The 11,882-nt window shown below is 48.3% G+C and carries 14 protein-coding genes; 13 read left to right on the top strand and 1 reads right to left on the bottom strand.

The features are described from left to right. Window positions 1–180 precede the first annotated feature (180 nt). Genes D0S45_17440 through D0S45_17400 form a run of 9 tightly spaced genes read left to right on the top strand, consistent with a single transcriptional unit; the run spans window position 181 to window position 8,277 of the window. Window positions 181–741 carry a hypothetical protein gene (locus D0S45_17440; protein TIH12754.1) on the top strand — a complete coding sequence of 187 codons (561 nt, stop codon included), beginning with the start codon at window positions 181–183 and terminating at the stop codon, window positions 739–741. Beyond that, window positions 725–2,674, top strand: coding sequence for a phage terminase large subunit family protein (locus D0S45_17435; GenBank protein TIH12753.1), 1,950 nt, complete (start codon window positions 725–727; stop codon window positions 2,672–2,674). The genes D0S45_17440 and D0S45_17435 overlap by 17 nt, the downstream gene beginning before the upstream one ends. After that, window positions 2,671–3,180 carry a hypothetical protein gene (locus tag D0S45_17430; GenBank protein ID TIH12752.1) on the top strand — a complete coding sequence of 170 codons (510 nt, stop codon included), beginning with the start codon at window positions 2,671–2,673 and terminating at the stop codon, window positions 3,178–3,180. The genes D0S45_17435 and D0S45_17430 overlap by 4 nt, the downstream gene beginning before the upstream one ends. Continuing rightward, window positions 3,177–4,766, top strand: coding sequence for a phage portal protein (locus D0S45_17425; GenBank protein TIH12751.1), 1,590 nt, complete (start codon window positions 3,177–3,179; stop codon window positions 4,764–4,766). The genes D0S45_17430 and D0S45_17425 overlap by 4 nt, the downstream gene beginning before the upstream one ends. Next, window positions 4,714–6,567 carry a phage major capsid protein gene (locus D0S45_17420; protein ID TIH12750.1) on the top strand — a complete coding sequence of 618 codons (1,854 nt, stop codon included), beginning with the start codon at window positions 4,714–4,716 and terminating at the stop codon, window positions 6,565–6,567. Before D0S45_17425 ends, D0S45_17420 begins: the two co-directional genes overlap by 53 nt. A 29-nt stretch (window positions 6,568–6,596) precedes the next feature. Then, complete coding sequence (locus tag D0S45_17415; protein TIH12749.1) at window positions 6,597–6,884, top strand: hypothetical protein; 288 nt, start codon at window positions 6,597–6,599, stop codon at window positions 6,882–6,884. Continuing rightward, complete coding sequence (locus D0S45_17410; protein ID TIH12748.1) at window positions 6,885–7,172, top strand: hypothetical protein; 288 nt, start codon at window positions 6,885–6,887, stop codon at window positions 7,170–7,172. After that, window positions 7,172–7,723, top strand: coding sequence for a hypothetical protein (locus D0S45_17405; protein ID TIH12747.1), 552 nt, complete (start codon window positions 7,172–7,174; stop codon window positions 7,721–7,723). Before D0S45_17410 ends, D0S45_17405 begins: the two co-directional genes overlap by 1 nt. After that, a complete protein-coding gene (locus D0S45_17400) occupies window positions 7,705–8,277 on the top strand; it encodes a hypothetical protein (GenBank protein TIH12746.1) in 573 nt (190 codons plus the stop codon). The genes D0S45_17405 and D0S45_17400 overlap by 19 nt, the downstream gene beginning before the upstream one ends. A gap of 32 nt (window positions 8,278–8,309) precedes the next feature. Here the strand turns inward: D0S45_17400 and D0S45_17395 are convergent, their stop codons facing one another. Continuing rightward, window positions 8,310–9,047, bottom strand: a complete 738-nt coding sequence (locus tag D0S45_17395) for a DUF2971 domain-containing protein (protein TIH12745.1) — start codon at window positions 9,045–9,047, stop codon at window positions 8,310–8,312. Window positions 9,048–9,159: 112 nt separating this feature from the next. Between D0S45_17395 and D0S45_17390 the strand changes: the two genes are divergently transcribed. The 4 genes from D0S45_17390 to D0S45_17375 are packed head-to-tail and all read left to right on the top strand — an operon-like array spanning window position 9,160 to window position 11,882. Further along, window positions 9,160–9,963 (top strand): phage baseplate assembly protein V, encoded by an 804-nt coding sequence (locus tag D0S45_17390; GenBank protein ID TIH12744.1) that lies wholly within the window; start codon window positions 9,160–9,162, stop codon window positions 9,961–9,963. After that, window positions 9,960–10,301, top strand: a complete 342-nt coding sequence (locus D0S45_17385) for a baseplate assembly protein W (protein ID TIH12743.1) — start codon at window positions 9,960–9,962, stop codon at window positions 10,299–10,301. Before D0S45_17390 ends, D0S45_17385 begins: the two co-directional genes overlap by 4 nt. Continuing rightward, window positions 10,298–11,194 carry a baseplate assembly protein gene (locus tag D0S45_17380; GenBank protein ID TIH12742.1) on the top strand — a complete coding sequence of 299 codons (897 nt, stop codon included), beginning with the start codon at window positions 10,298–10,300 and terminating at the stop codon, window positions 11,192–11,194. Before D0S45_17385 ends, D0S45_17380 begins: the two co-directional genes overlap by 4 nt. After that, window positions 11,187–11,882, top strand: a complete 696-nt coding sequence (locus D0S45_17375; GenBank protein TIH12741.1) for a phage tail protein I — start codon at window positions 11,187–11,189, stop codon at window positions 11,880–11,882. Before D0S45_17380 ends, D0S45_17375 begins: the two co-directional genes overlap by 8 nt.

Genomic DNA, 11,882 nt, shown 5'->3' with positions numbered 1-11,882 from the left:
CAAACACTAGAACACGCTAAACGTTACTAGAATGCGCTAGAAAGCCCTTCGGGTCCTTCCTGAGGGGGGTGGTTAGAGGGTAGACGCTGCCACGCAGGTCTCAATTTCTGCGTGGCCTTCAGAATTTATTTTCTGTTTCTATTATTTAAAACCTGTGGATAAGTCGGATAACTATTTAAAATGAAAAAAGAATCCAAAAAGAAAGAAAAGAAAAAAAGCACTAAACCCGCGCCCGGCGATATTTCCATTGTCGATAAGCAGGGTCTTGCCGTTGCTTTGGGCATTTCTTTGCCGACGGTTTCTGTTCGGGTTCGTGAGGGGATGCCATGTGTTCAGGAAGGCGGCAGGGGGAAGCCATGGCAATTTGATCTTGCTGAATGTGTACAGTGGCATGTTGACCGGGCGGTTGAAAAGGAAGTCGGTGTAACTGATGAAGGAATGAGCCGGGCCGATTTGCTGAAGGCCCTCCTTGTCGAAGATCTAAAAATCAAGCGCGTTGCTTCAGCGCAAGCCTTGCGTGAGGTTTGCTTGGTTGATGAAGTTGAGCGCGCTATAGCCACGGCATTTATTGAAGTTCGGCAGGCCGTGCTTGCTTTGCCGGAACGCGTAGCCCTTCGACTTTTAGCGTCTGAATCAGAAACCGAGATAAAAGATATTTTAGAAGAAGAGATTGACCTTACTTTACGGTCGCTGGCTGAAGCTGAGTTGATAGAGGACGTGATGGATGATCCCGGAAACTGAGTCTTTAGCTAACCGGAAGGGTATTTATTTTGTAATAAATAAGGCCTTTAACCTTTTCTTGCCGCCGGAACGCCTCACTGTTTCCGAGTGGGCAGATATGCACCGTGTGATTTCAGACGCTAACGCCATGCCCGGCCCGTGGAGGACTGACAACGCGCCTTACCAGCGCGAACCGATGGACTGTATCGGTGATAAGGTGACGCGCCGGGTTTCGCTTATGTGGTCGGCACAGGTCGGAAAAACCGAGTGCGTCAACAACGGTATCGGTTACAATATTTCGCAAGACCCTAAGTCCGTGATGATGATGCACCCCACGCAGTCGGATTTAAAAACATGGTCGGAAACAAAATTAACCCCGCTCCTGAATGATACCCCTTGTATTAAAGATGTAATCGCAAAACCGCGCGGGCGTGATGGTGTAAACAATGCGTTGATGAAGTCTTTCCCCGGCGGGTTCCTCATGTTTTCATGGTCCGGGTCAACAAACACTATGCGCGGGCGTTCCGCTCCTATTATCAACTGTGATGAAATCGACGGCTATACAATCACGGCGGAAGGCGACGCGGTCCAGCTTCTCTGGCAACGTGCTGCAACGTTTGGCGATAGACGCAAGCTGATTGAAACCAGCACCCCCACAATCAAGGGTTTTTCACGAATTGAAAAAGCTTTCTTGCAGGGTGATCAGCGTTATTACTATCTGCCGTGCCCGCATTGTGGAACTAAAGAGCGGCTGAAATGGGCTAACGTAAAGTGGGATAAAGACGAAGACGGGAACCATTTACCTGAAACCGCTCATTATATTTGTGAGCATTGCGGGTGTGTCATTGAAGACAAACACAAGCCCGCCATGCTTCGTGGTGGTGAGTGGATTGCCTCCCGTCCTTTTATGGGCCATGCCTCTTTTCATCTTAATGAGCTTTATAGCCCGTGGCGAAAATTTAGAGATATTGTCCAATCCTTTTTAGACAAGAAAGCTGCTGGTGATGAACAATCATTTATCAACGTGTCGCTTGCTGAAACATGGGAAGAAAAAGGCGACCAGATAGACGATTCCGGTTTATTGAAAAACCGTACCCATTACAGCGCACCTGTACCGATGGGCGGCGTGTTTCTTACAGCCGGGGTTGATACGCAGGTTGACCGTCTTGAATGTGAAGTTGTGGCGTGGGGACTTGGCGAGGAAAGCTGGTCAGTAGACTACCATATTATTTACGGTGACCCGGATCGCCTCGAAACATGGGATGCCCTTGACGATTATCTTGATCAGCGGTGGATGCATGAAAGTGGGGTTGAACTCTCTGTCTATGCAACCGCGATTGACTCTGGTGGTAGCAATACCCAATCCGTTTACGGCTATTGCAAAAAACGCCGTGCTTCCCGCCGCTTTGCAATCAAGGGTAAGGGCGGCGAAGGAATCCCCATTGTTTCCGCTCCATCAAAGCGCAAGTCCGGTAAAAAGGGGCGCGCGGTTGAACTTTTTTCTGTTGGCACCGACCAGAGCAAGACCTTGCTTTATAAGCGGCTCGGTTTGGACGGAGAAGGCCCCGGACGTTGCCACTTTCCAGATAATTACCCCACCAAATACGAAGAAGAATTTTTTAAACAGTTGACCGCTGAAAAACGGATAACTCGTTACGTCAAAGGTTTTCCAAAGCATGATTGGATCAAGACCCGTCCTCGTAATGAGGCTCTTGATTGTCGTGTCTATTCGTATGCGGCGTTGCTGATTGTTAACCCGAATATCAAAAAGGTTAAGGCCCGGATTATGAAAAAGGCCGAACTGATTGAACCTGAAGAAAAGCACGTTGTCATTGCGGAAAGCCAGCAGGTCGAAAAGGTCATTCAAACCGCAGTGGAACCGGAACCGAAAACAAAGTTAAAAAAGAAAAAAAACAAGAAACGCCGAAGACGGCAGAGCTTTGTTAAACGATGATCACAGGCATACCTAAAAAAATTATACAGAATTCAACCGCTTCATGCTTGATAGAAGTGAGTGGATATACTCCGGTTGAAGGGTGGGCGTTAACGCTCGCCCTTCGTGGGCCGGGGAAATCAAATGCGGCGGGCGTAGTCCTTGGCTCTGGTTGGTCTGTAGTTCTTCCTACTGATATTCCTGTTGGTCTTTACTGGTGGCAGGTTGTCGTACAGCGTGACGGTGAACAGCATGTACCGCTTTCCGGCAAGTTGGAAGTTTCCCCTGATTTGCTTGCTGAAGAGGCAGGCTTTGACGGTAGGACAGAGAACGAAAAAGCTCTTGAAGCTGTCGATGCCGCTTTAGCTGGCAGAGCTACCAATGCCGTTTGGAACTATGAAATCAACGGGCGCAAGATTCAGTATTACAGCATTGATCAGCTTAAAAAATTACGCGGGATGCTGGCAACAAAAGTACTTCAAGAACGCGGTAAAAATAAATTTCGTTCTGTGAGGGTTCGCGTATGAACCTCATGGATATTTTTAGAGGCCGTTCTGAAGTGCCGCAGGAAGCAGTTCAGGAATCGGAACGCAAAACAAAGCGTTTTGGACGCGGTAAAAATATTATGCCGCATGGCCTTCGTCGTGGTTTCGGTTCGGCAACCGGCAATTTTGAATCAGCTAATGTTGACCGGCTAAATTCCGGCTGGACAACTGAACCCATTTCGGCCTTGCTCCTTGTTGAACGTAACTGGCGTATTTTGTGCGCCCGTGGTCGTGAGTGTTCCCACAATACCGCTCACGGTAAAAAATTTCTCAAGCTGGTTAAAAAGAATGTCGTAGGCCCTGCCGGGGTTCAAGTTACCCCCACGGTCAAAGGTCCCGACGGTAAAGCCGACAAAATAGCCCGTGAAGCTCTTGCGGCTGCTTGGAAAGATTGGGGTAAGAACCCTGACGTTACAGGCATTCATACTTGGCGGTCATTTCAAGGGCTGGCAATGGAAACCGTCGGGCGTGATGGTGAAGTTTTTGCGCGGAAGTTAAAAGGGCGCAAATACGGTAAGTATCGTTTTCAGCTTCAGTTTATTGACCCTGCCCGTTGTCCTTCTGATTACAGGGAAAAACTTTCAAACGGTAACTACGTCCGTGCTGGGATTGAGTTTACTTCATATGGCAAGCCCGTTGCCTACTATTTTCGCATAGACGCTGATGATTTATACAGCGGCGTTATTCATAACAGCAACAACTATGAACGTATTCCGGCGGATGAAATTATCCACTTGTTTGTGCCGGAAATGATCAACCAGCCGCGCGGACTCTCTTGGATGGGAACCGCGCTTCAGCGTCTTCGCCAGCTAAACAAGTACGAAGAGGCGGCGATTATCAACGCTAATATCGGCGCGTCGAAGATGGGCTTTTTTGAAGCTGATCCCGAATATGTTGATGTTGATGCCGACGACGATGAAGAACTCGAAGAAGATTTTCCGTTAGATGCTGAACCGGGTACGTTTGATACTTTGCCTGTTGGTTGGAAGTTCAACAAATGGGACCCGCAGTATCCGCAGGGAGAATTTGAAGGGTTCTATAAAACGATTCTTCACGTAGTCGCCGCCGGGCTTGGCGTTTCTTATTCTTCCCTTTCTGGTGACCTATCCAAAGTGAATTATTCCTCAATCCGTGCAGGGATGCTTGATGAGCGCGACCTGTGGATGGAGTTGCAAAGCTGGTTCATTGAAAAGCTAGTTCAACCCGTCTTTGAAGAGTGGGTTTCTGTTGCTGTGCTGGCTCAAGCCGTCACCATAGGATTAAACCCGCTCCGGGTTGAACGGATCGACCAGTATATGCAGGCTCGTTACCAAGGCCGTCGCTGGAAATGGGCAGACCCGGCGAAAGAAGTCGCCGCCAGCAGAGAAGAACAGGCTGGGCTTATGAAGTCTGTATCTTCGACAATCCGTGAACAGGGCGGTGTACCGGAAGACGTTTTTGAAGAAATATCAGAAGAGCGTGAAAAGTGGGCCGAACTTGGAATAGCTCCAACGGAAAAGCCCGCAGAGAATACAAATGAAACGGAGGGCGGCGACGATGCCGGAACAGAGAACAAAGCCGACGCTTGATGCGGTTCAGGGATGCCGCCGGGCATATTTCCCGGTTGAAGGTGTCCGGGCCATTGATGAAGAAAAGCGCATTGTTGAAGTTGCTTTTTCCAGTGATGCGGAGCTTGAGCAATGGTGGCGTACAAATTTAATCCTTGAACACACTGAAAAGGCTGTCCGTCTTAAGCGGTTAAACGACGGCGGTGCAGTGCTTTTTAACCACAAACGGGATGATCATCTGGGTGTGGTGGAAACTGCACGGATTGACGCTGACGGCAAAGGCCGTGCTGAAGTTCGTTTCGGTAAAGGAAAGCGGGCAGACGAAAAGTACAATGATGTTCTGGACGGTATCCTTAGACATATTTCCGTAGGGTTCGACATTCATGAAGTGAAGCTTGTTGAAACCCGCGACGACGATCTGGACGTATACAGGGCTACCGATTGGGAACCCTATGAAATTTCTTTTGTGACCATTCCCCTTGACCATTCCGTAGGGGTTGGACGCGATAACACTTTTAAGGAGGGAGAAATGCCCAAACCCAATGGAACCCCTGAAGACGCTGGCGGTGGTGTTAATGAATCCGCGATTCGTGAAAAGGCGTTGAACGATGAACGCGAAAGGACCAATGCACTGTTGAAAATCGGACGTGACTATAATGCGCCTGAAGATGCACAGCGTTTTGTTTCTGAAGGTAAGACCCCGGACCAGTTCCGCCAGTTCCTGCTTGAAAAGCTGGATGCCAGAGGACAGGCTGACGAAGCCACGCCGGATGAAATGAACGAACCTATCGGCCTTACTGAGCGTGAGATTCAGAACTATTCTTTCTGCAAGGCTCTTCGCGCTCTTGACCCCAACAACAATGAAGCAAGGGACGCCGCAGGGTTTGAACTTGACGTCTCCAGAGCAGCAGCCCAGAAAATGGGACGTGATGCACAGGGGATTATGGTTCCCCCTGAAGTTTTGACCACTCCTTTGCTTCGTACCTACACCACAGGCACTGGCAGTGCCCCTCACGGCGGTGTATTGGTTGACACTAATCTTCTTGCCGACAGTTTTATTGACATGCTTCGCGCTCGTTGTCTTCTTATGGGACTGGGTACAAAGCTTGCTGGCCTTGTCGGGAATATTGAAATTCCGAAACAGCTTGCAGGGGCACAGGGCTATGTTGTCAATGAAGACGAAGATACCACAGGTTCTGAAGGTGACTTCGGACAGGTTAAAATGTCGCCTTCCACAATTGGCGCATTGAGTGAAATTTCACGCCGCCTGCTTATGCAGAACAGCCTTGATGTAGAAGCTTTCGTCCGTCGTGATCTTGCAATTGCGCTTGCGCACAAGCTTGACGATCTCGGCTATTATGGAACTGGTGTTGATGAACCTCTCGGCCTTAAAAATACCACCGGGGTTAACGCTGTCCTTTTTGCCACTGCTGGCAAGCCTACTTTTCAGGAAATCATTCAGATGGAAACTGAGGTTTCGGCTGATAATGCTGATGTTGACAGCATGGCTTACCTGTTCGGTGCCCGTATGCGCGGAACTTTTAAAGGAACCCTTAAGGTTCCGGGCGTTGCCGGGTTTATCTGGGAACAGGGCAACACTGTAAACGGATACAACGTAGGCGTAACAAATAAAGTCGCCACTGGTGATGTCTTCTTCGGCAACTATTCCGATCTGTTTGTTGGTCTGTGGGGTGGGCTTGATCTGACTCTTGACCCGTATACCCACAGTGCAAAAGGTCGCCTGCGCATTATCGCAATGCAGGATTCAGACTTTGCGGCTCGCCATGGCGAAAGCTTTTGTTACGGCAAAGCTGCCGCATAATCCGAAAATGATTTTTAAGGGGAAATAAAATGGCAAAGAAAAAGAAAGAGGCCGAAATCAAAATCGTAGCTGTTGAAAATGATCATGACATCCAGACGGGTGTCATGATTGACGGCGAGGTTTGTGTTCCCGGTGATACTGTCACTGTTGGACTTCAGGTTGCAAGAAATTTGGTGAATCGTGAAAAGGCCATCATTTACACCGACGAGGTTAAAGAGGCTGATATTCTTGAACAGAAGGAAAAGCTTGCTGCTGAACTTAAAGCGTCCAAGAAAGCAAAACCCAGCGAAGAGGCCAGCGACGGCAAGGAAAAATAAATGTTCAATGAAGACTTCAGAGTCTTCCTGAATCCTGAAGAATTCGCCGTAGAGGTGCGTTGCGATAATCCCGCGCGCACCTTTGCGGCGATTTTTGATGATGAAGGAAGTGTTTCGGAATTCGGCGGAATTGTGCTTGAAAATGCTAGAGCAATTTTGACCTGTACCCGCGCCGATACTCAGGGTTTTGTCTGGGAACGAACCGAAGTCGAGGTTGCCGGGCATGGAAAATTCACGGTTATGCGGACTAAACCCGCCGACGGCATGGTTATAGCGGAGCTTGAATAATGAAATTCGGTGATGGAAGTTCCTCTTGCGTTAAGATAAATTTAAAGGATTTATCTCAAGGCGATATTGATAAGCTTGTCGCGGACTGGTTGCCTTCTGAAAAGCAGCTATCTCGGGCAATGCATAGCACCATTAAGAAAGTTTCCCGCTGGGCAAATGCTGTCGCTATAAAAAAAATTAGAGCAGATACGGGGATTCCTGCGGGGATGTTACGCCAGCGTATAAAGCTGTTTCGTCGGGGGCATACAAATAGAATTTATTTCGGGTTAAATCCTATCTCGGTTATTTCTCTCGACCCAAAGCAGACAAAGACAGGGATTAGCGCAAAGGGTGGAATTAAAATTCCCGGTGCATTCATTGCGGAATCTTCTGCAAGTGGTAGTGATTGTGTTTTCAAGCGGCGCGGTAGAAACGCTTATTCCATTGAGTATCAAAGAATTTATTTTGACCAGGAGGCCCGGCGCGTGATCGACGTTGATATTATGCCTTATATTCAAGGAAAATTTAATAAAATTTTGGAGCATGAACTAAAATGGCAAATGAGCAAATAACCGTTGATGATGCGCATGACCGCATTATTGACCAGCTGAAAGAAAAGTTCCCTCTGTTCGTCGATGTCGGCGACTATGGAATTTTGACCGTGAAGGAAGGCGAAACCCGTGAAAGGCTGACCGTTCCGGCTGCAATTCTTTCTTTTGATTCTTTTGAGCCTGACCGGGAACGCTCAAACCCCGGCACCGGGCAAAAGATTATTTCCGTACGCTGGGAATTGCGCGTGATGCTGGATACCAAAGACCCTAGTCATGACCGGGCAATCCGTCGTCTTGCCGCTGACGTTGCCTTGTGGATTGATGGGAATAGATTCGGCAGGGGATTTGAGGCCCGGTTTATCCGCTCTGAAGAAGATCAGTTTGACCCTCGGTTGATCCGGTTCAATCCGTGGCTGATTGAGTTTCAGCAATCCTACCTGCTGGGTGAATCCGTGTGGGATGGTGAAGGCCCGGTCCCGACTGAGGTTTATGGTTCATATGTCCCGGAGATAGGGGCGGCGCATGAAGAAGATTATGAACGGATTGAAGAGGCGGAGTCTTTAGTAAAGCCTTAAACGAAGTCATAACGTAAGCCTTTGCTTAAGGCTTACGTTATGACTAAAGGGCCAGCAGGAACATACATAGGTGTGTATGTTAGGGTCGACATTTCAATTTTGTCGGCAAGGTTTACAGAGTTCGCAACTTTATAAATTTGTTCGATTGTATCCTTTTCAAGGTTTGGTCCGAGGACAATCCTATCAATTAATTTTTCTAAATTAACGTCAACGGATATCCCTTCGTCTGGGATATCGACGCCATACTCGTCTGCAAGACGTAATGATATGGCAAGACGAAACTCTTTTTCCCATTCAAAAGCCATATGTTTTTTATAAAAAGTGTTAAGTAATGATGGTTTTAGACTCTTTTTTGACAAATCTATGTATTCAATTGGTCCACAGTGTACCTTTTCCTCTCCATAAGTTGGCTTAATCTGATACGGTTTTAATCCATTCTTTAATTTTTTGGGTGTTGTGGTGATTGCAATGCCTTTGCGTTGTCCAGCGTACAGTTTCCACATTGCATCACTTTCATACTGAGCAGTGTGCCAGCATGATATTTTTATCATTCTCCTTAGGTCTTTAAAGGCATGTTCTAATGTATAGTCTATTGTTATATCTTTATTTTTTTGGGTTACAATTTGACAAGCCCCTTCAAATCTATCTTCAAATTGAGTGGCAGAAGAGAAGTATATCGAAGATGTTTTAAGTAATTCTATAAACCGTTCTGTTTTGAAGTACCTCCAAAGAGAGGCGTCCCAATTTGTTCTATTCTCAATATCTTTCATAGGTTTTGTTATTATAGTTCAAGTTGCCTGAAATCAAGTTGCTTTTTTTGTCCCCCCCCCCCTCATTCAAACCGCAGTGGTTTTCCCCCCTTGCATTTGGCAAATTTTGCCTATGCAATCACCATCCTATGGAGCATCCGAAACAGACCGCCGCCTAGCAAACGTTATCCGTATTGGAACCGTTGCCGAAGCCGATTACCCGAAAGCGCGTTATCGCGTGTCTTTTGGTGCTGCTGTTACGGATTGGCTTCCGTGGTTGACTTTTCGCGCTGGTGGCGACCTTTCATGGTGGGCACCGGAAGTCGGCGAACAGGTGGTTGTGCTTGCTCCGTCCGGTGAAACTTCCGGCGGGATTGTGCTTGGCTCCATCTATTCGAAAGATCATCCGGCCCCGGCTGATCGGCCTACCATTTGCCGGGTTGTCTTTAAAGATGGTGCGGTCATGGAATATGACCGTGAAAACCATGTTCTGCATTCATATATTCCCGGTGATGTGGTCAACGAAATTGACCGGGACATGTCCACTCAAGTTCACCGGGATGTCTTCTGGCGTGTTGACCGGGATGTTTTTCATGACATTGGCGGCAACCGCACCGATACAATCGGCGGGAATCTTTTTCTTTTGGTTGCCGGGAATGTTCAGCGAACTATTGACGGCAAGCTGATAGTCACGGTTGATGATGAAATCATTTTCAAGAGTGCAACCCGCGTCACCCTTTCCGCTCCGCAGTTGGTCTTTGACGGCCCCATTACCCACGGCAATTCTATCCACGGCGGCGGGGCTGAATTCTACGGTGAAATCATCCACCGCGAAGGGGATTTCATTCAGAAAGACGGCGACACCGTTTCGCAAGGCGTTTCCCTGCAACATCATGTTCACCCCAATACTGAAGAACCTATCGGGGGTGCATCATGAATGGTGTAAACGCTATTACTGGTGAAGCCCTCGGCGGTGTTGCCCACCTGAAGCAATCCATTTCACGGATTCTGACCACTCCTATCGGTTCGCGTGTTGTGCGCCGGGACTTTGGTTCCCGGTTGTTCAAGCTGGTGGACCGCCCGCAGGATAAGAATTTTGCAATTGAAGTTTTCAGTGCCGTAGCTGAAGCCCTTGATAAATGGGAACCCCGCTACAAGCTCACGAAAATAGCAGTCGTTAGCGCAAACGCTAACGGCAATATAGTGATTGACCTTGAAGGCAAATATTTGCCCAACGGTGAGGAAATCAAGCTTGAAGGGGTACGCGCGGCATGAGCAATACCCCTATTGATATGTCGAAAGTTCCGGTCCCTGATGCCGTTGAAGTACTGGACGTTGAAACGATCATTCAGGAAACCATTGCAGACTACCGGGCCGAATATCCTGAATATACAGCTGTACTTGAATCTGATCCTATTATGGCTCTTTTACAGACCGTGGCGTATCGGGCAATCAATCACCGCCAGCGTGTTAATGATGGGGTGCGAGCCTGTATGGTTGCCACTGCACTTGGTGCCGATCTTGATAACCTCGGCGCGCTGGCTCCGGTTGTACGCAAGATGCTTGATCCTGGTGACCCTGATGCAAGTCCACCTGTTGCCCCTACCTATGAAAAGGATGATGAATTCCGCGCCCGCGTCCAGCTGGCCCCGGAATCCTTTTCTGTTGCCGGGCCTTCCGGCGGTTATGAATTTTATGCCCTGACCGTTCCGGCGGTTCGGGGTGCGGCGGCTTTAGGCCCTGAAGATGGCACCGAAGCGGGCCATGTCGATGTTTACGTTTTGAGTCGTGAAGGTAACGGCGTTCCTGATTCCGAAATTCTGACCGCAGTTGATAGCGTGGTCAATGACCGTGAAATCAGGCCTTTAACCGACCACGTTACAATCAAAGCTGCTGAAATAGTAGACTATTCGGTTGAGGCAAGACTTTACATTCAGTCCGGCCCGGCCCCGGCTGCTGTGGTTGAAACCGCACGGAAGGCCGTATCCGAATTTGTTACCGCTCGGCACGTTCTCGGCGGGGCTGTTTCTCTTTCCGGCATTTATGCCGCTCTGCATGTTGAAGGAGTTGCACGCGTAGAACTCATTTCCCCGGTTGCAGATATTGCTATGAAAAAACAGCAGGCTGCATACTGCACCACCATAACTGTAGAGGTCGCAAATGGTTAAAGACCTCTTACCCATCAACGCTACCCCACAGGAACGCGCCTTATCCAAGGCTACAGGCAAGCGAATTGAATCTATACCCGTGCCTATCCGTGATCTCTGGAACCCGGATAAATGCCCGGTTGTTTTCCTGCCGTGGCTGGCGTGGGCCTTGTCCGTTGATCTTTGGAAAGATGAATGGAGTGAAGAACAGAAACGCGCAGTCATCAAGGCCAGCATTGCCATTCATCACAAAAAGGGAACTCCGGTTGCCGTTGAAAAGTTTCTTGCCGCCCTCGGTTACAAGGTGCGTGTGCTGGAATGGTTTGAATATGATGGAGGCAAATACAGATTCAAGGTCAGTACTGAAACAACCGGGATTACTGAGGCCGTTTATCTGGAAATGATTGAAGCGGTCATGGTGTCCAAAAATAAACGTTCACATCTTGAATCAATTCAATTTCATTCAGTCCTTACGAACAACATGTTTTCAGGGGGCAATGTTCGCACTGGTGATGTGCAGCATATTCCCCACCGTTTTGGAATTAAGGTTAATCCCATTCAAACCTATGCCGGGGTTGCCATAACTCAGGCGGACATAATCAAGGTTGGCATAAGGGATTCAAAAATAAATATCGCACCAATTGAATTGGGCATGGGCATAACCATGCAGCAAGTTGATATAACAAATATCCCCGTTCGGGAGGTTTAG

The organism is Marinifilum sp. JC120 (genome assembly GCA_004923195.1).
GTDB lineage: Bacteria > Desulfobacterota > Desulfovibrionia > Desulfovibrionales > Desulfovibrionaceae > Maridesulfovibrio.
The sequence above is the reverse complement of the archived record's forward strand: the minus strand, read 5'-3'. Positions and strand labels throughout refer to the sequence as shown.

What these genes read in the sequence shown, in the direction of transcription:
- D0S45_17390 (TIH12744.1), top strand. Translation starts at nt 9,160, where the DNA reads ATGCAATCACCATCCTATGGAGCATCCGAAACAGACCGCCGCCTAGCA.
- D0S45_17375 (TIH12741.1), top strand. Translation starts at nt 11,187, where the DNA reads ATGGTTAAAGACCTCTTACCCATCAACGCTACCCCACAGGAACGCGCC.
- D0S45_17395 (TIH12745.1), bottom strand. Translation starts at nt 9,047, where the DNA reads ATGAAAGATATTGAGAATAGAACAAATTGGGACGCCTCTCTTTGGAGG.
- D0S45_17405 (TIH12747.1), top strand. Translation starts at nt 7,172, where the DNA reads ATGAAATTCGGTGATGGAAGTTCCTCTTGCGTTAAGATAAATTTAAAG.
- D0S45_17430 (TIH12752.1), top strand. Translation starts at nt 2,671, where the DNA reads ATGATCACAGGCATACCTAAAAAAATTATACAGAATTCAACCGCTTCA.
- D0S45_17380 (TIH12742.1), top strand. Translation starts at nt 10,298, where the DNA reads ATGAGCAATACCCCTATTGATATGTCGAAAGTTCCGGTCCCTGATGCC.
- D0S45_17435 (TIH12753.1), top strand. Translation starts at nt 725, where the DNA reads ATGATCCCGGAAACTGAGTCTTTAGCTAACCGGAAGGGTATTTATTTT.
- D0S45_17415 (TIH12749.1), top strand. Translation starts at nt 6,597, where the DNA reads ATGGCAAAGAAAAAGAAAGAGGCCGAAATCAAAATCGTAGCTGTTGAA.
- D0S45_17385 (TIH12743.1), top strand. Translation starts at nt 9,960, where the DNA reads ATGAATGGTGTAAACGCTATTACTGGTGAAGCCCTCGGCGGTGTTGCC.
- D0S45_17425 (TIH12751.1), top strand. Translation starts at nt 3,177, where the DNA reads ATGAACCTCATGGATATTTTTAGAGGCCGTTCTGAAGTGCCGCAGGAA.
- D0S45_17440 (TIH12754.1), top strand. Translation starts at nt 181, where the DNA reads ATGAAAAAAGAATCCAAAAAGAAAGAAAAGAAAAAAAGCACTAAACCC.
- D0S45_17400 (TIH12746.1), top strand. Translation starts at nt 7,705, where the DNA reads ATGGCAAATGAGCAAATAACCGTTGATGATGCGCATGACCGCATTATT.
- D0S45_17410 (TIH12748.1), top strand. Translation starts at nt 6,885, where the DNA reads ATGTTCAATGAAGACTTCAGAGTCTTCCTGAATCCTGAAGAATTCGCC.
- D0S45_17420 (TIH12750.1), top strand. Translation starts at nt 4,714, where the DNA reads ATGAAACGGAGGGCGGCGACGATGCCGGAACAGAGAACAAAGCCGACG.